Source organism: Vibrio rotiferianus (assembly GCF_002214395.1).
GTDB lineage: Bacteria > Pseudomonadota > Gammaproteobacteria > Enterobacterales > Vibrionaceae > Vibrio > Vibrio rotiferianus.
On sequence record NZ_CP018312.1, the window covers coordinates 1,188,079 to 1,210,489 of the forward strand.

23 protein-coding genes are annotated in these 22,411 nt (G+C 45.9%); 11 read left to right on the top strand and 12 right to left on the bottom strand.

All coding sequences use genetic code 11. From position 1 onward, the window contains the following. Positions 1-28: 28 nt before the first annotated feature. The 6 genes from purT to BSZ04_RS14560 form a co-directional block, all read right to left on the bottom strand. Positions 29-1,204 (bottom strand): formate-dependent phosphoribosylglycinamide formyltransferase, encoded by a 1,176-nt coding sequence (gene purT / locus BSZ04_RS14535; protein ID WP_088880661.1) that lies wholly within the window; start codon positions 1,202-1,204, stop codon positions 29-31. Positions 1,205-1,350: 146 nt separating this feature from the next. Next, the gene (cdd, locus tag BSZ04_RS14540; protein WP_088880662.1) at positions 1,351-2,238 is read right to left on the bottom strand and encodes a cytidine deaminase; all 888 of its coding nucleotides are present in this window, start codon (positions 2,236-2,238) and stop codon (positions 1,351-1,353) included. Between the two features lie 265 nt (positions 2,239-2,503). Next, complete coding sequence (locus BSZ04_RS14545) at positions 2,504-3,181, bottom strand: LrgB family protein (RefSeq protein ID WP_088880663.1); 678 nt, start codon at positions 3,179-3,181, stop codon at positions 2,504-2,506. A 1-nt stretch (position 3,182) separates the two neighbouring features. Next, positions 3,183-3,557 (bottom strand): CidA/LrgA family protein, encoded by a 375-nt coding sequence (locus tag BSZ04_RS14550; protein ID WP_010448702.1) that lies wholly within the window; start codon positions 3,555-3,557, stop codon positions 3,183-3,185. Positions 3,558-3,615: 58 nt separating this feature from the next. Then, positions 3,616-5,037 (bottom strand): exodeoxyribonuclease I, encoded by a 1,422-nt coding sequence (sbcB, locus tag BSZ04_RS14555; RefSeq protein WP_088880664.1) that lies wholly within the window; start codon positions 5,035-5,037, stop codon positions 3,616-3,618. A gap of 130 nt (positions 5,038-5,167) precedes the next feature. Then, positions 5,168-5,863 (bottom strand): NAD(P)H-binding protein, encoded by a 696-nt coding sequence (locus tag BSZ04_RS14560; RefSeq protein WP_010448704.1) that lies wholly within the window; start codon positions 5,861-5,863, stop codon positions 5,168-5,170. A gap of 662 nt (positions 5,864-6,525) precedes the next feature. Here BSZ04_RS14560 and BSZ04_RS14565 point away from each other — a divergent pair. The 9 genes from BSZ04_RS14565 (at position 6,526) to btuD (ending at position 15,163) form a co-directional block, all read left to right on the top strand. Then, positions 6,526-7,137 (top strand): flavin reductase family protein, encoded by a 612-nt coding sequence (locus tag BSZ04_RS14565; RefSeq protein ID WP_010448705.1) that lies wholly within the window; start codon positions 6,526-6,528, stop codon positions 7,135-7,137. Between the two features lie 19 nt (positions 7,138-7,156). Further along, a complete protein-coding gene (gene cobT / locus BSZ04_RS14570) occupies positions 7,157-8,200 on the top strand; it encodes a nicotinate-nucleotide--dimethylbenzimidazole phosphoribosyltransferase (RefSeq protein WP_088880665.1) in 1,044 nt (347 codons plus the stop codon). After that, positions 8,200-9,006, top strand: a complete 807-nt coding sequence (locus tag BSZ04_RS14575; RefSeq protein WP_088880666.1) for an adenosylcobinamide-GDP ribazoletransferase — start codon at positions 8,200-8,202, stop codon at positions 9,004-9,006. The genes cobT and BSZ04_RS14575 overlap by 1 nt, the downstream gene beginning before the upstream one ends. Further along, positions 9,003-9,536 (top strand): bifunctional adenosylcobinamide kinase/adenosylcobinamide-phosphate guanylyltransferase, encoded by a 534-nt coding sequence (gene cobU / locus BSZ04_RS14580; RefSeq protein WP_088880667.1) that lies wholly within the window; start codon positions 9,003-9,005, stop codon positions 9,534-9,536. Before BSZ04_RS14575 ends, cobU begins: the two co-directional genes overlap by 4 nt. Positions 9,537-9,547: 11 nt before the next feature. Beyond that, entirely contained in the window at positions 9,548-10,162 is a 615-nt protein-coding gene (cobC, locus tag BSZ04_RS14585; protein ID WP_088880668.1) for an alpha-ribazole phosphatase family protein, read from the top strand. A gap of 82 nt (positions 10,163-10,244) precedes the next feature. Continuing rightward, the gene (locus tag BSZ04_RS14590; protein WP_088880669.1) at positions 10,245-12,044 is read left to right on the top strand and encodes a M3 family oligoendopeptidase; all 1,800 of its coding nucleotides are present in this window, start codon (positions 10,245-10,247) and stop codon (positions 12,042-12,044) included. A gap of 238 nt (positions 12,045-12,282) precedes the next feature. Next, positions 12,283-13,311: a succinylglutamate desuccinylase gene (locus BSZ04_RS14595; protein ID WP_010448714.1), complete on the top strand. Its 1,029-nt coding sequence runs from the start codon at positions 12,283-12,285 to the stop codon at positions 13,309-13,311. A 102-nt stretch (positions 13,312-13,413) separates the two neighbouring features. Further along, on the top strand, positions 13,414-14,409 hold the full coding sequence (btuC, locus tag BSZ04_RS14600; protein WP_009697375.1) for a vitamin B12 ABC transporter permease BtuC: 996 nt from the start codon (positions 13,414-13,416) through the stop codon (positions 14,407-14,409). After that, on the top strand, positions 14,396-15,163 hold the full coding sequence (gene btuD / locus BSZ04_RS14605; protein WP_088880670.1) for a vitamin B12 ABC transporter ATP-binding protein BtuD: 768 nt from the start codon (positions 14,396-14,398) through the stop codon (positions 15,161-15,163). The genes btuC and btuD overlap by 14 nt, the downstream gene beginning before the upstream one ends. A 54-nt stretch (positions 15,164-15,217) precedes the next feature. Here the strand turns inward: btuD and BSZ04_RS14610 are convergent, their stop codons facing one another. Further along, positions 15,218-15,541, bottom strand: a complete 324-nt coding sequence (locus tag BSZ04_RS14610) for a hypothetical protein (RefSeq protein ID WP_088880671.1) — start codon at positions 15,539-15,541, stop codon at positions 15,218-15,220. 173 nt (positions 15,542-15,714) lie between these two features. On the opposite strand from BSZ04_RS14610, the gene BSZ04_RS14615 reads away from it, so the two are divergent. Continuing rightward, positions 15,715-16,347: a class I SAM-dependent methyltransferase gene (locus BSZ04_RS14615; protein ID WP_088880672.1), complete on the top strand. Its 633-nt coding sequence runs from the start codon at positions 15,715-15,717 to the stop codon at positions 16,345-16,347. A 98-nt stretch (positions 16,348-16,445) separates the two neighbouring features. Here the strand turns inward: BSZ04_RS14615 and BSZ04_RS14620 are convergent, their stop codons facing one another. The 3 genes from BSZ04_RS14620 to BSZ04_RS14630 form a co-directional block, all read right to left on the bottom strand. Next, a complete protein-coding gene (locus tag BSZ04_RS14620) occupies positions 16,446-17,021 on the bottom strand; it encodes a nucleoside triphosphate pyrophosphohydrolase family protein (protein ID WP_088880673.1) in 576 nt (191 codons plus the stop codon). Positions 17,022-17,129: 108 nt separating this feature from the next. Next, entirely contained in the window at positions 17,130-17,711 is a 582-nt protein-coding gene (locus tag BSZ04_RS14625; protein WP_009697385.1) for a DUF1415 domain-containing protein, read from the bottom strand. Positions 17,712-17,793: 82 nt separating this feature from the next. After that, positions 17,794-19,005, bottom strand: a complete 1,212-nt coding sequence (locus tag BSZ04_RS14630; protein WP_088880674.1) for an MFS transporter — start codon at positions 19,003-19,005, stop codon at positions 17,794-17,796. A 112-nt stretch (positions 19,006-19,117) separates the two neighbouring features. On the opposite strand from BSZ04_RS14630, the gene BSZ04_RS14635 reads away from it, so the two are divergent. Next, positions 19,118-19,987: a LysR family transcriptional regulator gene (locus tag BSZ04_RS14635; RefSeq protein WP_071236217.1), complete on the top strand. Its 870-nt coding sequence runs from the start codon at positions 19,118-19,120 to the stop codon at positions 19,985-19,987. Positions 19,988-20,139: 152 nt separating this feature from the next. On the opposite strand, the gene BSZ04_RS14640 is transcribed toward BSZ04_RS14635, so the two are convergent. Both BSZ04_RS14640 and BSZ04_RS14645 read right to left on the bottom strand, forming a co-directional pair. Then, entirely contained in the window at positions 20,140-21,144 is a 1,005-nt protein-coding gene (locus BSZ04_RS14640; protein ID WP_088880675.1) for a DUF2955 domain-containing protein, read from the bottom strand. Next, complete coding sequence (locus tag BSZ04_RS14645) at positions 21,134-22,240, bottom strand: HlyD family secretion protein (RefSeq protein ID WP_088880676.1); 1,107 nt, start codon at positions 22,238-22,240, stop codon at positions 21,134-21,136. Before BSZ04_RS14645 ends, BSZ04_RS14640 begins: the two co-directional genes overlap by 11 nt. Between the last annotated feature and the right edge of the window lie 171 nt (positions 22,241-22,411).

The window sequence follows — 22,411 nt, forward strand, 5'->3', positions numbered from 1 at the left end:
TTTGTTTTTCTTGTGTGGATTCGCGGAATTAGTACACGATCTGTACTTTAGAAGCGTTGTTCACTGCATCTTCAATCGAATTTTCAATGGTCTTGCGACGGGTTAAAACGACACCCAAGCGGCGGCGGCCGTCGATTTCAGGCTTACCAAACAAACGAACTTGAGTTTGTGGCTGAGCCAGTGCTTTGGCAAGATTGTCAAAGCGGATATCAGTTGATGTACCTTGGCCTAAAACAACCGCGGATGCAGATGGCCCATACTGAACGATGCTGTTAATCGGCATGCCAGTAAACGCGCGTACGTGAAGCGCGAACTCAGACATATCTTGAGAAATCATCGTCACCATGCCGGTATCGTGCGGGCGAGGGGAGACTTCGTTGAAAATAACTTTGTCTCCTTTAACAAATAGCTCCACACCAAAGATACCGTAGCCACCTAGCGCATTAACAACTTTCTCAGCCGTGTATTCTGCTGCTTTGATTGCATTCTCTGACATGGCTTGTGGCTGCCATGACTCACGGTAGTCACCGTCTTCTTGTCGGTGTCCGATCGGCGCACAGAAATGTACACCATCGACTGCACGTACTGTTAGCAACGTGATTTCGTAATCGAAATCGATAAAGCCTTCTACAATGACACGGCCAGCACCAGTACGGCCACCTTCTTGTGCGTATTCCCAAGCGGTTTGAACGTCTTCTTCCGTTTTAATCACGCTCTGACCTTTGCCCGAAGAGCTCATCACTGGTTTAACAACACATGGGATGCCTACATGTTCAACCGCCGCTTTAAAGTCTTCAACGTTGTCTGCAAACTGGTAAGGAGAGGTGGTTAAGCCCAATTCTTCAGAAGCGAGCCTACGGATACCTTCTCGGTTCATCGTTAACTTGGTCGCTTTTGCAGTAGGAACAACGTTCAAGCCTTTTTCTTCTAACTCAACCAATTTGTCCGTCGCGATAGCTTCAATCTCAGGCACTACATACGCAGGCTGCTCTTTGCTGATGATTTCTTCTAGTGCTTGGCCGTCAAGCATATCGATGACGTAGCTGCGATGCGCCACTTGCATTGCTGGAGCATCGGCGTAACGGTCACATGCGATCACTTCCAAGCCAAGACGTTGGCATTCAATTGCCACTTCTTTACCAAGCTCGCCTGAGCCCAAAAGTAATACACGGGTAGCATGAGTGCTAGTAGCAGTACCGAACATAGTGTTCCCTTACAAAATAAAGTGATGAAACAGAAATTGCAGGGGATCATACTGAATTTTTAGTCCGAAGCAAACGTTTGCGTGAGTTTTTTGATAATAAAAAAGCCCTACACAGAGTAGAGCTTATTACTTGAGGCCTGAATGAGTTAAACGTTCACAAAACTCACTGGAATATCAGGGTTTAGTGCCTCAAGCGTCGATTGAGTATCAGCTAGGTGGCTGATCTTGCCTTGCGAGTTCTCGACTAGTGCCGCTGCTTTGATGTCTTCAAACTGCTCTCCTGCCATCAGGATTTGAATCAGTGCGACCTGAAGTGGAGGTAGGCTAGGGTTGAATGCAGCGTTTTCTGCATAAGCCCCTTGGAATACGCGACCACTGTTCATCTCAAGAGCAATACCACTGAGGTTGTTCGTGTAAGGCGCGTGGCTGATGTTCATTGCGTTAACAGCTTCTTGAATCAGAGTATCGTCTTCATCGTAAACAAACTCGTGTTTCACTTCTGCCATCAAACCTGACTCAATACCTAAGTCTGCAGGGCCAAACGCTTCAGGAAGGTAGTGATGCAGTGATTTTTCTTCGCGTTCTGGTAATTGGATCTTAAGCTCTTTCGCAGTGCTTAGCTCATTCATGAACTGTCGACAGTGTCCGCATGGGCTGTAGTTGATGGTGATGTCTTTTACACCACGTTCACCTTTCATCCATGCATGGCTGATTGCACATTGCTCTGCGTGAACGGTTTGCCCTAGCTGAACGCCAAAGAATTCCATGTTTGCACCGAAGTAAAGGCGACCAGAGAGGCCACGAACGATCGCGCCAACATAAAATTCAGAAATAGGAGCGTAAGAGAACGCTGCGGCAAAAGGAAGTAGAGCAACACGAAGCTCTTTATCAGAAAGATTGGTAGCGTTTAGCAGCTCATCAAACTGTTGCTCAGAAATAGTAGCATCAAAATCGTCTGCTTGGACGATAGGAGCAAGATGTTTTGAAAGTGCTTCAGGAGCGCTTGTTAGCGCCTGTTCAATGCGACTTTTCATGTTGAATCCTTGTTAGTGCATGGACAGTTATTCTATGTGAAGGATGAAAATGTTCCGTGCTTCAGATCACGTTAATTGATGTAATTGAACTTTACGTTACATAATTAGAGTGAGGTCACACATGTATTCGATTTCATCACGATTTAACGTTATCTCTGTCCCACTAATAACTATATCAACTGATATTCATACTGCGAGTTTTCTAGGAGAGGCTATGACCTGCTCGCTTTAGAGGAGAGTAAAGCAAGGCAGATCATTGAGGTCTTTATTGGTACAACCAAACAGCTAAAGCAAAGAAGCTAGGCGCAAGGATAGAAGTGATGATGCCACAAAGCACTAATGCAAGGGACGAGAAGGCTGCATCGCCTGGTTGTTTTTCTGCACAGGTGGCAGTGCCCAAAGCATGCGATACCGTACCCATCGTTAAGCCGCGTGCAATAGGGTGTTTGATGCCAATGAGGTTAAAGATAGGGTACGCGAGAATGGCACCGAATAAGCCCACAATAAGCACTAGAATAGCGGCAACAGCAGCTTCACCACCCAGGTGGCTAGAAATCTCCATTGCGATAGGTGTCGTTACCGACTTGCCGACTAAGCTTGCAATCAAGCTGATGTCTGCTTTAAACGCTACCGCGATGAGCGTCGCTGTTAGCATTGACATTACACTACCTAACGTACAGGCCAGAGCGATAATGCGCCAGTTTGATTTGATCTGTGGCAGTTGCTCGTACAGCGGGTACGCCAGTGCAACAACGGCTGGTTGCAGCAAGAAGCTGATGTATTCGTTGTCTGCGTAGTACGTTTCAAATGGCACTTTTAAAAAGGTAAGTAACGGGATTAACACCGCGATGCTGATCAAAAGGGGGTTCGCAATAGGATTATTTACCTTAATAGCAATTTGGCGTGCGGCAAGGAAAACCACAATAGTGACGATTAACCACATATCAATGTTTCTCCTTTAATAAGTAGTCTAAGAACCACGCTAAGGTGACCAACACAATCAGTGAGCCACCAACTGCACTAGCAATAATAGGAAGCGCATTCGCTAGTAACATATCAAAGTGCTGCATCAGCCCAACACTGATAGGGACAAAGAGTAGAATCATGTAGCGAATGAAAAGTGTCGCGCCGGGCTTAACCCATTCGACTTTGACTAAGCCAAGAGTCATGGAGAAAAACAGCACAAGCATGCCTAGGACACTTCCAGGAACCGAAATGCCAGCGAACTTTTGAATGGTGTTGCCGATACCAAGTGCTCCCATGATGAGTGCGAGGGAAATGAGCAAATGGATCAGCTGTAATAATCGATCTTTTATCATTTTGACAGCATATAAAACAACAAACACACCCGAAGGTGCGCTTGAACAAGGAAAGAAATTAGGAGGCTAGGCTCTCTACATAACGATAGACAGATTTTAGTATTGCTATCTTTTTTTCGTCACTTTCATGTTCGTGAACTAAGTTCTCTAAATTAAGCATATACTCTTCAATCTGGCTTTCAAAGACTTCACGACAGTGCTGTGCCCAGCGTCTTTGCTCTTGGTCATCTAGTGTGCTTGAGTAGTGACGAGCACGGTAACGAAACAGCAACGGTTTGATGCGCTTGTCATCAAATTCAATATCCAGTGCGGCTAGGTTAGTTGGGTCCGTTTCACGAATGATGTCCATCGCCGCGCGATCAGCAGGCGAGAAAAAACCATCGTAAAGTTGCGTATCTACATCATCACTCTTTTCGTACTCACGCTCAATAGAGAATAGGTTAATGAGTTTCTCACGAATTTCTGGGTGTTGACGTAACAAAGCGAGGTTAGTTAGACATTGCTGACGGTCAATACCAATAGATTCTGCATTCTCAGCAGTGAGTGTTTTCGCTGGCGCTAGAATAGGGCACTTGTTCAGATGCACGAGCTTCACTGGTACAGGGAGTAGGTCACCCAACTCATCACGTTTGGTGTACAAACGCTCTTTTAACTCTTCTGCGGAAAGCTCAAGAATTGGCTGTGGATCTTTTGCCAAATCAATAGTGATAACGGCATTGTTGTTTGTTGGGTGCCAAGCAACAGGCACAATCCAGCTGGTGTACTGGCATTCACGTCCCAACATCCCAGATACGTGCATCAATGGCGTCATGTTAACGATATCGACCAGTTCGTTAAGCTTGCGCTTATTACGCATAGAGAAGAAGTAATCAAACAACTTAGGTTGAGCCGCTTTGATTTTTTTTGCCATCTCAATTGTTGCAATCACGTCTGCCATCGCATCGTGAGCGTTGCTGTGTTCGATGCCATTTGCCACAGATAAATGTTCAAGTTTGAAACTCGGGAAACCTTCATCATTTTCTGGCCATTCCACACCTTCAGGACGAAGGGCGTGACACGCGCGCATGACGTCAAGTAAATCCCAACGTGAGTTGCCGTTTTGCCAGCTCCACGCATAAGGATCGATAAAGTTGCGGTAACAGGTGTAACGTGTGACTTCATCATCGAATCGAATACTGTTGTAGCCAAGGCTAGTAGTATTTGGTTTAGAAAGCTCTGCGTGGATCTTAGCGATAAATTCAGGTTCAGGTAGACCTTCTTGCATCGCTTTTTGTGGTGTAATGCCAGTGATCAAAGCTGCTTCGGGTGAAGGAAGATAATCAGCGGGTGGGCGACAGTACATCACCAAAGGTTCACCAATGATATTGAAGTTTTCATCAGTGCGGAGGCCGGCGAATTGGCTTGGGCGATCTTTGGCTGGACTTGTTCCCCAAGTCTCGTAATCAAAAAAGAAAAAAGTGGGCTGATTATCTTGGTGCATTCTGCTTACCGTTTACGGAACCGATAGGAGTATTAGACCATTCAAAGCTTTGACTCGCAACGAAAGATGCAACGTGACGTTGTGAAAATGAAAAAGCCAAAGCTGAAGAATTCACTTGATTTGAGTTTGATTAGCCAAAGTGTTTAATTAAGTCCAACATTTCCCTTCTATGCAAATAGACAGTGGGCTCTTCTTGGTAGCTGAAAAGTTGATAAATCATCGCCTTAGCGACATCTCTAGCCTGAATCGGTACAAAGTCGGCGAGTTTTCCCCACATTAATGGTCGAGTGACCTTAGAAAGTGATTGAATGAGCCTCTCGTCGGTACGGGGTGTATCACGTTGGCCGACTAAGGGACCCGGTCTAGCAAAGACGACTTCTTCGAACCCCATTTTCTCAATGTTCTTTTCCATCTGCCCCTTACAGGCGAGATAATGAGAGAATGATGAAGCTTTCGCTCCCAAGCTTGAAACTATCGCGATTCGTTTCACTCCTATCATTTTCATTTGTTGGGCAACCTTACAGACCAGTTCTACGTCGACTTTTCGTAGCGCTTCCTTGCTGCCAGCTTGCTTAAGTGTCGTACCTAAGCAGATTACTCCGATACTAGGAGTTGGCTGTTGTTCATCCCAATTGTGAATGGAAAGCTCGGCATCAATAATAGGCACTATCTTGCTTTCAGTATCGGCAATGTCAGAAAGCGCTCTTCGAGAAAGAGAGTATACGGTTTCTATGCTGGGTTGTGACAGCAGGTTAGCGATGACTTCTTTGCCAACAAGCCCAGTTGCGCCTGCGATTATGACGCAGGTATTTGAATCATTGCTCATCATATCCTTCCTCTTAGAGAACAAGTGCTTAGGCTATTGTAGCTTATTTGTTCAACTAGGTTTTATGTGCAGCTCGAATGTTTGAAGCTTAACGAGCAAGCCAAAGTGAAGTCGATGACATAAATAAAAAGACCCGTAGGGCAAACGGGTCTTTTTCGTTAGGAGAATGATAGGGGTACTTTTCGTCGAGGTGGGCTTCCTGACTTCGCTTTTCCCCTCTGTTTAGGTCGGCGGCTCTGATTGGCAAACATGGCGCCTCGCTGCGTTTATTGGGACACGTTTACACTTGCATCAGTCATGCCAAAACCTGTCAGCACTATAAAAAGAAAGCTTCTGGTATTGAAATCTGAAATCAAGAAAAACGGGATTTTCATTTAAAACAGTCAGTTAATTTGTTGTGGGCCTAGGCTCTCTACAGCGGTGATTTGTTCCTCTCGCTTCTATATGAAGGGTTTATTCTGTAATTCGAGGTGGTTGATGCCATTTCTTTGATGAAATTAGGTTTCTGAAGCAATGGTATTGTCAATATGGAAGTCAGATTGGTAAAAGTTGCTGTCAAAATGAGAAAACTAGGTGAAATTGCATGTGAGAGGGGTACACTGATTCTTTCAGAAAATTGAGCTGCTGGCTCATTTGAGATTTTCAAAGACCAAGGACGTCGTATGAACATAGATCTCAGTACACTTGCACCAACGCAGGTGTACCATTTAATGACTCAAACTGTCATTCCTCGCCCAATCGCTTGGGTGCTTACTGACTCAGGTGAGCAGAATTTCAACTTAGCGCCATTTTCCTATTTTACCGCGGTTTCCAGTCGTCCACCTTTATTGATGATTTCTGTGGGGAAAAAGCCCAATGGAGATATCAAAGACACCACGCGAAATGCATTAGAAACCGGTAAGTTGGTTATCCACATCGCACCGAGCGACCTAGCAGAGCAGGTCACCAAGTCTTCAGCAACGTTAGAGTATGGAGAATCCGAACTGGAAGTTACTCAACTCGAAACAACAGATTTTAAAGGGTTCGAATTACCACGCCTAGAGGGCGCGCCAATTGCATTCGGCTGTAAGTTACATGAAGTCATTGAGATGGGTGAGACGCCACAAAGTTTAATCTTTGCTGAAATTGAACACATTTATGTTGATGAACGGGTCATATCCATGGAAGGTGATCGTTTAAAAGTCGACGCTCTAGCAGTGGATCCATTAGCTCGCCTCGGTGGAAACGATTATGCCACGCTAGACAAAACGTTTTCTGTCGCTCGCCCAAAATAATTAATAAGGAACCATCATCATGGATCGCTCTTTTGCGCCAGAAATTCAAGCACGTATTGATAATAAAACGAAACCGCTTGGATCACTTGGCCTGCTAGAAAAAGTAGCATTAGAACTGGCGTTGATTCAAAGCCAAGATAAACCTCAAGCTGCGGAAACCATTGAAATTCGCAAACCGACCATGTTGGTATTTGCTGGTGACCATGGTATCGCTGAAGAAGGGGTTAGCATTGCACCAAGTGCAGTTACACAGCAAATGGTGGCTAATTTCCTTTCAGGAGGTGCGGCTATCAACTGTTTTTGTGAGACTAACCAAATCGATTTTAAAGTTATTGACTGCGGTATGTTGTCGCCAATCGATACATTAATCCCAAACTTCAAAGATCATCCAAACTTAATCGAAAAGCGTCTTGGTAACGGTACGGCCAATCTTTCAAAGCAATCTGCGATGTCATTAGAGCAAGTCGCATTGGGCTTGGAGTATGGTGCGAAAGTTGCCGAGCAAAGTATTTACGGCGGTTCTAACTTTCTAATGTTTGGCGAAATGGGCATTGGGAACACAAGCTCGGCGTCTGCGCTATTAACAGCACTTAGCCCGTTAGAGGTCGATCACTGTGTTGGTTTGGGGACGGGAATTACTCATGAGCAGTTTGGCCGTAAGATTAAACTCGTCGCACAAGGTGTTGGGCGTTGCTATGAACTCGATGTAAAAGGTGTTCTCGCGCAAGTCGGTGGGTTTGAAATCGTGCAAATGGTCGGTGCATTCCTAGAAGCAAAACGCCATAAAACGCCAGTTTTAGTAGATGGGTTTATCGTATCTGTTGCCGCTTACGTGGCGACTCTATTGGATGAAGAGTCGCGAGATTACATGTTGTTTGCTCATAACTCAGAAGAGAATGGGCACAAGTTTGTACTGGAATGCTTGCAAGCGGAGCCTCTCTTGGATCTTGGGTTGCGTTTAGGTGAAGGGACTGGTGCAGCACTTGCCTTACCACTAGTGAAAGCGGCGGCTCATTTTTACAACAACATGGCAAGTTTTGAGAGTGCAGGAGTAACGGTGTAGTGTCTACGCTTGATAATACTATCCCTTCAGAGACTCGTTCTTTGCGCTATCAGAGCGAGCTTTTCTTGCTTGCAGTAAGCTTTTTTAGCCGTATACCTGTACCTGCTGATTTACCTTACAGTGAAACGCGCATGAACCAAGCGGGGCGGTACTTTGCTTTGGTCGGTGTGTTGCTTGGGTTGTTGTGCGTAGCTGTGTTTTCAGTGGCGAGTCTGTTGTTCCCAAACTCAGTTTCCATTGTTCTAACCATGGCTTTCAGCCTACTGCTTACCGGCGCGTTCCATGAGGACGGTTTAACGGATATGGCGGATGGCATTGGCGGTGGTATGACGTTAGAGCGCCGCTTAACCATCATGAAAGACAGTCGCATCGGGACTTACGGCGCGGCAACACTAGTGATGGCGCTGCTGGCGAAGTTTGTATTTTGGAGCGAGTTAGCCAATGAACCTCAGTTTTGGCTGATGATCGTCGTAGCGTACACCGTGAGCCGAGCACTAGCAGCCACTCTCATATATGACATGCCTTATGTTAGTGACGCGGATACCTCGAAAAGTAAACCGTTGGCGAACAAACAATCGAGCTTAGAAGTCGCGATACTGCTCTTAACTGGTGGGGTTGTAGCGTTGTTACTGGGTGTGACTCAGGCAGCTGTGATTGTATTGGTATTGGCACTGTTTCGTGTGGGCTTTAAACGCTGGCTGACCAAACGTATCGGCGGATTTACTGGCGATTGCCTTGGTGCCGCGCAGCAGCTTGCAGAGTTGCTTGTTTATCTCACTCTTATCGCATTTAGTCATTCATTATGAAGCAACTTATTCTAGGTGGTGCGCGCTCAGGAAAATCGAGCTTAGCAGAGAGCAGGGCGCAACAGTGGGCACAAAATAAAAACGGAACGCTTCACTATGTGGCGACGGCATTGCCTTTTGATGAGGAAATGAGGCAGCGCATTGCTCACCATCAACTTCAGCGCGGGGCTGGGTGGATTGAACATGAATGTCCGCTTAACTTGCCTGAGCTCATTTGTGAGTTTTCGTCTCAAGATGTCGTGTTAGTTGACTGCCTTACGCTTTGGCTCAACAACTGGATCTTTGAACTCGGTGATGATTGCTGCAATGAGCGCTTAGAGGAAAAGATACATCAGCTGGTGAACGCGGTAGCGCAATCTGAAGCGAGGCTGCTTTTTGTCTCTAACGAAGTGGGTATGGGTATCGTTCCGCTTGGCACTGTTAGTCGCCATTTTGTCGATAACGCTGGGCGCATGAATCAAAAACTGGCGACGGTGTGTGAACGTGTCACGTTTGTAGCCGCTGGCTTGCCGCTTGAATTGAAATCTTAGGATGTGAAGAGATGCAAACGCTGAATATTTATCTGCTTCGACATGGCAAAGTAAATGCAGCCCCAGGGTTGCATGGACAAACGGATTTAAAAGTGGATGAAGAGGAGCAACGTAAAATTGCGCTAGCATGGCGGCAAAATGGCAAGGAAGTCGGCGGTATTATTAGTTCTCCATTGTTACGCTGTCACGACGTTGCTCAAATGATAGCTGAACAGGATTTGCTGCCTTTGAGCGTGGAACCCTTGCTTCAAGAGTTGGATTTTGGTGATTTCGATGGTGTCCCATTTGACATGCTTTCTGAGCACTGGCATAAGCTTGAAGCGTTTTGGAAAGCGCCCGCCCAACACACATTGCCCAAAGCGGAAAGTTTGGATGTATTTGCAAATCGCGTAACTTGTGCTTGGTCTCAAATCATTAATGATATCAATGACAACTTGCTTATTGTCACGCATGGTGGCGTAATAAGAATGATTCTTGCCCATGTTTTGGGTGTAGATTGGCGCAATCCACGATGGTATTCGACATTAGCGATAGGAAATGCGTCAGTAACACATATAACGATTACCATCGATGATCAGATTTACGCCTCAGTTCGTTCGATAGGCGTACCACTATTTGAAAATTAGTCACGGAAGTAGCTTCTGCTTGGTTCTCTTATTAGTTGAAGAGAAACACGTTTTGGCTCGATTACATCAAAAGGAACCATAAATGACCGCTCCTAGCTGGGATTTATCCATCGTTTATAACGATCTCGCTGACCCTCGTATTCAAGATGACATTGCGCTTGTAGAGCAATGCATTGACCTACTCAATAAACAGTCTGCCGATTGTGACTCGGTTGAAGTGATGCAAAACGCAATCTTAACCAGTGAGGCGGCAAGCCGTTTGGCTGGCACTATTGCTAACTTCGCAAACTGTTACGCATCAGTGGATGCGACAAATGCAGAGGCTAAAGCGCTGCTGGGTCGTATGACGCGTATTTTCTCTGAGCTTTCTCAAGCTTATAGTGCCTTTGAGCTTCAATTGACTCACGCTGATGACGAGTTCATTAGCCACGTTTTAGATCATGAAAACCCAGATATCAATGGGCAGGCCTTTTCTATTCTCAATTCACGCAAGCTGGCTGATACACGCTTAAGTACCGAAGAAGAGAAGTTATTAGCGGCAATGAGCGTGGATGGAAAATCTGCGTGGGGTAAGTTATACAACAACCTCACGGGCTCTTTGAAAGTGAAGCTTGACTACGCTGATGGTGAAAGTGAAGAGCTTGGCTTCTCGCAAGCAGCAAGCATTCTTTATGGCTCTGAATTTGATCGCCAAGAAGCCGCATGGCGTGGCGTTCAAAAGGCGATGGCAACACATCAAGAGTCTTTTGCTTCTATCCTTAACGCGCTTTCAGGTTGGCGTTTAACAGAGAACAAAAAGCGTTCTACCAAACGTGATGTCCATTTCCTTGATCCAAGCTTGCATGGCAGCCGAATCAAAGCGGAAACGCTCGACGCGATGATGACTGTAGCAAAAGAAAGTCGAGACATTGGTCAAAAAGCCGGTTTGTTGATGGCGAAAGTCCACGGTCTGGATGAGATGAAACCGTGGAATCATCTTGCTGCGATGCCTGCTTTGAGTGGCGAAGCGAAAGTTTATCCATTTGATGAAGCAATTGACGTCATTTGTGAAGCGTTCGAAACCGTGAACCCAGATATGTCGGAGTTTGTCCGCATGATGGTACAAAACGGCTGGATTGATGCCGCGCCTAATGCCAACAAACGCCTTGGCGCATACTGTACTAAGCTACCGGCGACGCGTACGCCGCTCGTGTTTATGACTTGGAGTGGTAGCCGCTCAGACCTGATGACGCTTGCTCATGAGCTTGGTCACGCATTCCACAACTGGGTGATTCGTGACTTACCGCTTTGCCAAACGTACTACCCAATGACGTTGGCAGAAACCGCCTCGATTTTCGCTGAAAACATCGTTCGTGATCATCTGATTTCAAAAGCAGAAAGTGTGGATGATAAGCTCGAAATGCTGTGGGAAGAGCTCTCTTCGGCGTTAGCGCTGATGATCAATATTCCAGTTCGTTACGAGTTCGAGAAAGCGTTCTACGAGCGTCGCCAAGAGGGGGAACTGACAGCGGATGACTTCTGTAAACTGATGTCAGAAACATGGAAAGATTGGTATGGCGATGTGATGAGCGAAGCTGACCCCTATTTCTGGGCGAGCAAATTGCACTTCTCAATTGCTGGGCTGAGCTTCTACAACTACCCATATCTGTTCGGTTTCTTGTTCAGTAAAGGTATCTACGCTCAGCGTGACGCTAAAGGGGAGCGCTTCTACGATGATTACGTAGATCTATTGCGCGATACTGGCAACATGATGGCTGAAGAGGTTGTAGACAAGCATCTTTCAATGGACCTGACGCAACCAGAATTCTGGCAGCAGAGTGTGGAGCTAGTTCGTGACAAAGTAGACGAATTTGAACGTTTACTCGCACAACGTGGTGAATAAACGCTAAAAGTTGATCAAATCATAATGATCTTCTTTAGGGCTGTGGTAAAGTTCACAGCCCTAACACTTTGTAATTGTTTAAAAAATAAACGCCTCAATGCTTGATTTGAGTGCATGGCGCGAAAAGGTATGGGATTTTAAATAAATTTGGTGGCTTCTACTCATAAGTGGGATCGCAACAACAAAAATCCTTTGTACAATTTATTAACATACCCGCCGTGCTATTAAGGAGTAACGCATGACGAAGTCTCTCTTTCGCCAATCGTTTTTAACTGACACGTTAGATGTTCATATTGATGTCGCGCCGGCGGAGCAGGTGCTGTCTAATGGTGTAAAACTTAAACTCTATCAGCGTGGTGTGCTAGAAGTGATTCCTGATGAATACACTCAGGAAACGAAGAACGTCATCCTCTCTTGTGGTGTCCACGGGGATGAAACCGCACCGATGGAGCTGGTGGATTCAATTATCAAAGACATCGAATCTGGCTTTCAGAAAGTCGAGGCTCGATGCTTATTCATTATCGCTCACCCAGAAGCCACGCTGGCACATACGCGATTTTTAGAAGAAAACCTTAACCGACTGTTTGATGAGAAAGAGCACGAGCCGACCAAAGAGCTTGCGATTGCTGACACTCTCAAATTGTTAGTGAGAGATTTCTATCAAGATACGGCAGCTGAAACACGCTGGCACTTAGATTTGCACTGTGCGATCCGTGATTCAAAGCACTACACCTTTGCTGTTAGTCCGAAAACGCGTCATCCTGTTCGAAGCAAAGCCTTGATTGATTTTCTCGACAGTGCACATATTGAAGCAGTACTACTGTCTAACTCGCCAACCAGTACATTCAGCTGGTTCAGTGCAGAGAACTACGGCGCGCAAGCTTTGACGATGGAACTGGGTCGTGTGGCTCGCATTGGTGAAAATGACTTAGACAAACTGACAGCATTCGATTTGTCACTGCGTAACCTAATTGCAGAGGCGAAAGCTGAGCACTTGTCTAAGCCATGTATCAAGTACCGTGTGAGTCGTACGATTGTGCGCTTGCACGAAGATTTCGATTTCATGTTTGATGACAACGTCGAGAACTTTACCTCATTCGTTCACGGCGAAGTGTTTGGTCACGATGGTGACAAACCGTTGATGGCGAAGAACGATAACGAAGCCGTTGTTTTCCCAAATCGCCACGTTGCGATTGGTCAACGCGCAGCGTTAATGGTGTGTGAAGTGAAAACGCGCTACGAAGATGGCGAGTTAGTCTACGATTAATGTCATATCGCCTTAATTTCGGCGACTAAAGCGTAAGAACACATTTGCAATTTACCGAGGCTTAACTGTAAGGTTAAGCCTCGTTTGTATTTATCGGCTACTATGGATTTTCAACAACTTATCCTGAACAAGGAACGACGCTGGCAACGCAATCTTTTGATCATGTCAGTGATTCTCGTGCTGCTCTCTGCTATCCACTTGATGGTCGGAGAGGTATTCCTTTCTCCTTTTCAGTCTCTCTCTGCATTTGAACAAAAACTCTTGTTGGATTTACGCTTGCCACGCTTGGTTTCTGCCGCCATTATCGGGGCTGCATTGGCGGTCTCTGGTGCTACCTTACAAGTTCTACTCGGGAACGTTTTAGCCGAACCCGGCGTTCTCGGGATCTCCGGTGGCGCGAGTTTGGCAATGGTGCTAGTCATGTTTGCCTTGCCGGTTTTACCTTCACCGATGATCTTTATGTTGGCTGCCATTGCCGGTTCGATGTTGTTTACCGTCATATTGGTTGGTATAGCGCGTGCGATGCATCTCACTACCGCAAGGTTACTGCTCGTCGGTGTTGCACTGGGTATTTTGTCGAGCGCCATTGTGACGTGGGCGTTCTACTTTAGCGATGACTTGAGCCTGCGTCAGTTGATGTACTGGTTGATGGGCAGCATTGGTGGTGCAAGTTGGTATCAGCACACCGTCACTTTGGTCATGCTACCTGTGTTGATTTGGCTCTGCTGCAAGGGCAAACCGCTTGATAAGTTGATGCTAGGGGAAATCCATGCCACTCAACTGGGTATTGATGTTCATCAGATGCGCTGGAAACTCATTTTGGCAATTTCCATTCTCGTTGGTGGCTCCGTTGCATTGGGGGGGATCATTAGCTTTGTGGGCTTAGTCGTACCGCACCTGCTTCGATTAGCATTTGGTACAGAAAACCGTTACCTGTTGCCTCTTTCTGCGATATCTGGCGCAGCCTTATTGGTGTTTGCTGATATCGGCGCACGTTTATTGCTCGATTCTGCAGAGCTGCCGCTCGGAGTGATGACCACTTCTATCGGCGCACCTATCTTCATTTGGATGCTGGTGAAAAGTCATGATGCACGTTAAGCACATTGCAGTAGGAAGTCGACTGCTACCACTGTCCTTTGAATGTAAGCCGGGTGAGGTTGTCCATGTTGTGGGCCCAAACGGCTCAGGAAAAAGTACATTACTTGGCGCGATATCTGGCACCTTAACTCAGCGTGAAGGCGTGAGTGGGGAAGTACTTGTCGACAATAGCGACCTGCTCACAATGCCACTTTCAGAACAAGCGCATCTTCGCGGGTATTTGTGTCAACAGTCAAGGCCAGCATTCAATGTTGATGTCTTTCAATACTTAGCGCTATCACTGCCAACAGGCGCCCATATCGGCGATGAGAAAGTACGAGACGCAGTCAATATCATTATTGAGCTAGTGCAGCTGCAAGACAAGCTTCATCGAAGCATTCAGACACTATCCGGCGGTGAATGGCAACGTGTCCGTTTAGCCGGGGTGTGTTTGCAAGTGTGGCGTACAATTAACCCTTACTCTCAGCTATTGATTTTGGACGAACCCGCAGCGCCGTTGGATGTTGCCCAAGAAGGACTGCTATATCAGCTCATTAATGCAGTCGCTGCGCAAGGCATCGGGGTGTTGGTCGCAAACCACGACTTAAATCGAACGCTAAGGCATGCTGACAAGGTACTGCTGCTCAATAACGGCGTATTGCATTCTTTAGGTTATGCCGATGAAGTACTCACGGAAGAGGGCTTGGCAGAAGTCTTCCAAACTCAAGTTAAGAAGGTCTTAGTAGAAGAAAGGCCGTATTTGATTTTTGATTAGTATCCCAAGGAGATACAGTGCATCCAGATGCCAAGCTGTTTATTCGTTGTGAGACTAAAACAGAGGCATCTGATGTGGATGGGACTTCTTGATATCTAATGGGTTATCGACACTCTGAAAATACTCCACCCAAACTTTATTACTTCTCGGAAACTCTCGTCTGAGGGCTTTTTTAACGTGTTTACGCGTACTGACCAAATCTCCCGCCAACGTTTGGTTGTGATACCCCATTTCAACAACTTGGAACTGGCTATCTGCTAGACAGTAAATCAGAAAACCGCGATCTCTTTTGTAAGTCTTAAACTCTACCGCTTCTTTAGGCTGCAATTCTTTGAGCTGTTTTTCAACTATCGGCAACACTTGAGATATATGAATCATAGGTAATCCACGATATGGTAACTGAGATTAGGTTATCAGAGAGATAGACCTCAGAAATATCAATAAATACTGAACAGGTGCTTAGTTTTAGCATAACAATGTAGTTGGGGATGCAACATGCAGATTCAATTTGGATGAGTAGAGCTTTATCAGGGAGTGATAGCAGAAAGGATATGAAAACCAACTATCTAGTTCATGAAGAAATGTATGTTCAAGCGCGCCAAGCTGGGTGGGAAGGCTGGGGTGGGAATGAAAGAATGTCTAAGCCTATTTTGGTGGAACGTTTTCTCGCGATGGAAGGGTGTCCAATACGAGGAAGGTTGCTTGAGTTAGGTTGCGGAGAAGGACATCACTGCAGGGCATTTTATCTACATGGTTTTGAGGTGACTGGTGTCGATATCTCAGAAACAGCAATAGCATGGGCAAGGGAAAAAGCACAATTAGCTGATATAGCTGGGGAGTATGTTGTCGCTGACTTAACTGCAGCATCATTGGAACTTACTGAACGTTATGATGTTGTCATCGATGGTAACTGCCTACACTGTATTATCGGGAATGACCGAACCACATTTCTCAATCATGTGTATCGCTTGTTGTCTGAAAATGGGGTGTTTTTCGTGAGCAGTTTGTGCTCGAAAGATGGCAACAGTCATCACACGTACAAAGATGGGTACACTTATCGCTGTATTTCATCAAAAGAAAACCTCGTTTCTGAACTTGAAGAAGCAGGCTTTGAAGTTCGTAATGTAGAGGTATATGAACGAAATGCGTCAAACCATATTACGGTGTATGCTGTGAAAGCTTGAATTCTCGACAGTCATTCAATAAAGCTCGGAATAAAAAAGCGCCCACAATATCGAGTATTGTGGGCGCTGAATTTTATCTGTAGTGCCTAATGGACGACTTACTGTGTAAGTGGCTTAAGGTCTGCAGGGCGGTAGTAAACTGATTTTAGGACCTTGCCTTTACGTACCGTTTTGCCTTCAGATACAAAATCTTCTGCGCATTTAGCAATGATGTATTCGCCTTTTTGAACCGCCATCAGCTTGATGCCTTGTTCAGCGTAGAACGCTTCTGTTTCTGCGTATTCTTGTTCGTTACGACACACTTTGCTCATGTTGCTTGAGTGCACTTCGTCCCAGCAAGGGATAAAGTCGATACCACGGTTCACCGCTACGTTAAGCAGTAGATCGATCAGGTAGCTGATCGCTAGGTTATCTTCAACTTTGCTGTCACCAAGGTGTACTAGACGACCCATTAGAACGTAAACGCTGTCAATGATTGCGTCTGCTTGCTCGGTTTTGCAATCCGCTTCCGCTAGTTCAGTAAGCTCTTCGATCGCCAGAGAAGTGTGTAGCGTGTCTGCTTGTGCATCTAGGGTTGCAACATCCGCCACTGGTAGGTCGAAAGTGCTACGGAACTCGGTGATGTCACGGTATAGGTGATCAAAAATCTCTTGGGTTAGCTTTGACAGTTGCATTCTAATGTCCATTGAATCGATTGAAGTCGCAATCATATCAAACCGAACTTTAATCCCCAAGCGATCCCATTCTAACTGGTCAGAATTCTGTCTCTTGGGGAGTGAGTTTTAGCGGAATAGGTAAGGGAAGAGCTTCTTACGTTCTTCTTCTGAAAGCGCTGATACACGTGCGATATTGGTATCTGGAATGGACTCTGGATCAGGGTAGTGTTTGAGTACCTTTTCCATGCTCTCTTCACGGATCAAATGAAACACTGGGTAAGGAGAGCGATTCGTCAGGTTTTCATCATCTTCTGGTTCCGCACCGCCAAAGCAGTAATCGGGATGGAAGGTGGCAACTTGGAAAATGCCTTCCCAATCTTGCTGCTTGATCAAGCCTTCAACCCAATCAATGAAGAAGTTGTAATCCCAGAAATCTTGCAGCATGTTGGGAACCACAACCAAGGTTGTCTCCAGTTTTTCTGGCTCGGTATTACTCAGTTCGATCAGCTGCAGCAAAATGTCTTCAAGTAGTGCTTCTTCTTGCGAGGCTTCACTCACGAAGATTTTGATTTGTTTATTGCGCTGTGGCTTAGCGGCGAAAGGACAAAGATTTAACCCGATCACGACATCATTGAGCCATTGATCGACTTGCTCTGTAATCGCATTGATATCGGTGTTTGGTGATTCTTGTGTTGAGCGCGTTGGCATACGACTTTCTTGCTTTTATGAATGTGGCGCAAGCATAGCAGACCAACGCCACAACATAAAATCAATAGGGCTTAACGCCTTGCTAAGCAGTTATATCTGCGTTATCGCCAGCGTCAATTCGCTCTGTAATGTGTTTTAAGAATGCGATAGCAGCGAACATGGCAATGTACAGTGTGCTACCGCCAATTAGTACACTCGACCAACCGCCGTTTTGCCAGCAATAGAGCAATAGGAATCCACCTAAACTGCCGCCAATATAGTAATGCACGAGATACAATGCGGTCGCCGTCGCTTTTGCTTGTGTTGCGTTTTGTCCAACCCAACCGTAAGCAAGTGTGTGAGTGAAGAACGCACCGAAGCTGATCAATAACAAACCTGTCAACATTGCAGGTATGCTTTCAATTACTGCGATCCACATGCCAGCCATACTGACGATAGAGCCTAAAAACATGCCAAGTATCGGTGAAAAGCGTTTGCTCCAATGTCCGGCACAGCGGGAAGAAAACGTACCACCCAGGTAGCAAACAAAGATGAGAGAAGCTAACCCGACAGGCACATTATGTGGCGCACTGACTAAGCGGAATCCCATTACCGAATAAAGATTAACGAACAACGCAAAGTTCAAACCACCAATCAGCATGGCGAACCACACACGTTGATTTTTGAAGTGTCCGATAATAGCTCGATTGTGGTGCCTTAAACTGCTCGAAGAAGGGGTGAAGTTTTTCTGTTTTGGTAGCAAGTAATGCACGCTGACCACGCCGATAAGGGTGAATAGCATCATAACTTCGATGGCGATATCGATGCTGAAGTTGTCTGCCAACAATCCTCCGCTGATACGTCCTGCGATTCCTCCCAATGAATTGGCTGCGATATAAGTACCGATCGCCATTGAAAATGCGTGTTTATCTAGCTCTTCCGCCATATAAGCAACGGCAACAGCAGCAAACGCGGCAAGCGCAACACCGATCAAAGCGCGACAAACCACTAAGAACAAAAACGAATCGCCAAGCAGCATTAATGCGGAGATCGCAGGGATCGAAAACAGACCAAACATCATTACAGGTTTGCGCCCAATCGATTCAGAGAGCACAGCCATTGGGACCAAGCTAAAGGAGAGAGCCAGTGTGGTGGCGGCGAATAGCCAGTTGACCTGCGTTTCCGAGATCTGAAAGTGCGCCGCAAAGCTTGGCAGCATCGGCTGAAGGAGATATAGGTTCGAGAAAACCAAAAACGAGCCGAGTGCCAGAGATAGCGTAATGCGTTTGTATTCTGGAGTGCCGAAACTGACCATGAGTCCTGCCTAATGCGAGCGAGCAAATATAATGAAACTGTGATCAATCTATCAGTTAGTTGTGGATTGAAAAAATATATTAAAAATATGGTTGGTATATATTTTTGATCTAATGGAATCGAAGCAACTCAAACACTTCTTGGCGGTCGCGGAACACGGCAACATTACTCATGCAGCTAAGGCTTTGCACATTGCTCAGCCAGCGTTAAGTATTTCAATTAAGAAGTTCGAGCAGTCTCTTGGCGTGACGTTGTTTCGCCGAGAAGAGAAGAAAATCAGCTTAACCAAAGAAGGGGAAACCCTGTTGGTTCACGCTAAACGAGTGATTCAGCAACTACACGATGCGCAGCTAGCAATTGATGAGCTCAAAGGTTTAGCCAAAGGGGAAGTGCGCCTTGGTACGCCTTCAATGATGGGCAGCTATTTTTTCCCTCGAATTGTCATGGCGTTTAAGAGCCAGTATCCAGATTTAAAGCTGACGCTGGTGGAGGCGGGCACTCAGTCTATTCGTAGAATGTTACTTAATGGTCAGCTCGATATTGGCGTGATCAGCTGTGACGATGTACCAGACGACTTAGAAACTGACCATTTGTTTACTAGCCAAATGGTTGCTGTAGTGGCTCCGGAACATGATTTAGCTCAGCGCAACGCCATCACATTTGATCAGTTTTTCGAGCATGATTTGGTGATGTTCCAACATGGCTACTTCCACCGAGAATTCTTAGACCACGTCAGCGAAGAGCATGGCTTTACAATGAAGTCCTCATTTGAAACCAACTTGCTGCCGCTCATTCTGAGTATCGTTAAACAAGAATTTGCTATTACTGCGCTTCTTGAACTGGTGACACAACATGAGCAGGGCGTGGTGGGTATCCCATTTGAACCGAGCGTTAAGCTCGACCTTGCACTCGCTTGGCGAAAGCAAGGCTATTTGTCCATCGCCGACCGAACTTTTATCGACTTTATTAAGCGGTATGTTTGATGGAAAACACTGACTTGCTTTGTTGTCACCCAGTGGGGAAAGAACGTGATCCAGAATCTACTATCGGAGTTTTTTGGTAAGCTTTTTACTGTTCTGCACTTTGATAATAGAGAACACATCTGACAAAGCTCCACTGTAATAAGACTCTTTGGCTAGTGCGCTTTTAGCTTTCCACGAGATTCGAAAAAGTACGTCATGAATACCATGTAGGCAACGACGAACAGCAGCTGCAATATCCGTACGTAGAACTTATCATCTAGAGCTCCGTTACTCATGGAAGTTCCCATCAGCACCATAAAGCCTGTAAACGCAGTGGCGTATATGGGGGCTTTAGCTGGCTCAGTATAAATTTTGGTGCCAAGTAATGCGATGACCACCATAGTGACAAGCATATAAATATACAGATTTGGTACAAGTGAAATCGTTACAAAAGCGGCAAAGGCAAGAAGACCGCCGAGCATGTTGCTAGCGACGAAAAACATTGATGTTTTACCTGCTTTGTCACTTGTCGTCATTAGAGATAGCAACATGACAAAGGCAACGGTCAGCAGTATTTGTGATAATTGAAAATAGAAGTATAAACACACCAAAGGGAATGACATCATCCACGCTCGGGTGGCAGCATTCCAGCGTGCTTCTTTACTCAATGGAGAAGGGGGGAAGCCCTCAAATGTATGCTCCTCCTGTTCGGGGAAATAGACGTGTGAGAGGCCGTAAAGAGCCACAGCAACAATGCCAGAAAAGGCGAAGCCGACGCCCACATCTAACGCTGCTTGTTGGTCAATGATGGTTACTGAAGGGATAAGAATCAGAGCTATCATCAAGAATGTTGCGAACATTACCCATTTGGGGTCAGTGAATAGATAGTAGCCCCACAGCATGCCCAATGAGAACACGGTAAGGAAAGCGATTTTATATTCCGGTAATCCCGTTGAGACCAAAAAACCAATCACTGCGGTTGAAATCAGCGCATAGCCAAGTTGTTTTACATGCAGAACATGGAATTGCGGCTTATCGACGATGAACTTAGCCGTCAGCAGTGGAGTACAGAATGCCAATGGCCAGTTGAACCATAGGGCAATGAAAGCGGCACACCCCACAGTGACAATGTAGCGTAGGATGCGTCTTTCTTGCGTTTGAGTGATGTTAGCGCACATAAGAGAAAACACTCACTAGGTTAATCCACACCTTGCCAAGGAAGTTAAACAGTGTGTTGTTTCCGGTATACACCACGACGTCAGCTTGGCCACCGATGCGCATTAGGTCGATGGCGTGTTCATCATCAAGTTTTATTGTCACTGGCATGCGTTGTGTATCGCGTAGCCAACCATTCTGGTTCTTAACCGTTGCCAAGGTGCCTGGTTGGTTGTTCGCCTCCCATGCAACACCTAAATCCACCGAAGATACCGTACCACTGAAAGTTCGACCTGGGGCGTAATCAAGTGCGATTTCAACTTTGTCACCAGCATGGATGTTACCTAAGCTGTTTTCACGAAAGAATGCCTCAAGCCATAATCCATCGTTTTCTACAAACGTCATTAGTGGCGCACCCGCGGATGCATATGCACCCTGTGACAAATTGAAATTGGTGACAGCGCCATCAGAGGGAGCACGCATCGTGGTACGAGATAAGTTCAGTTGCGCTTGTTGAAGTTCAAGTAAGGCGGATTGAATTTGCGCATTTTCTTCACCAGTAGCACCGACTTGAAGTTTGGCTTTCTCAAGGTTTGCTCTAGCATTTTCTACATCAGCGTTGGCTCGATCAATCGTTGCTCGAGTGGTGTCGGCATCTGACTTTGATACTACCCCTTTTTCCGCCATTGCCAGTATGCGCTGCCCCTGGCGTTTAGCATTTTCTTGCGCGACGAGAGCGGTCGTAAGTTGAGCTTGCGCTGACATGACTCCGGCCATTTGTGAGCCGACATTTTGTCCTGCTATCTTGAGCTCTGCTTCAGCCTGTTTGACCGCGATTTGGTAATCGAGGGTGTTGATCTTAAGTAGCACATCACCTTTCTTCACCTCTGAATTTGGCTTGATACTGATACTCTCGACTTGCCCTGAAACTTGGGGGATAAGTGAAACTACGTTGCCTTCCACACGCACATTGTCGGTTGTTGGAATGATCCGGTCAGAGATGATAGCCGTCCCAATCGATACAAGGGTTAATGCGAGCAGCGCATTTGTGGTGCGTTTTACCTTATTTACTTTCTTCGGTTCTTGGGCGGTTGGGTTTTCTTTTGCTGTATCTGACATATTCGAGCTCACAAATAATGGGACAGGCAATGGCTGAGTTCTTTATCGGCTTGAGACTTAGGCCGTTATCAAACTCAAAGCTGTTTAGTTGAGAGACAAAATACACCCTAGTAAATACTAGAAATTGCCATTATGCGACAACGAGAAATTTTGATGGAGAGAGCGGGGTTA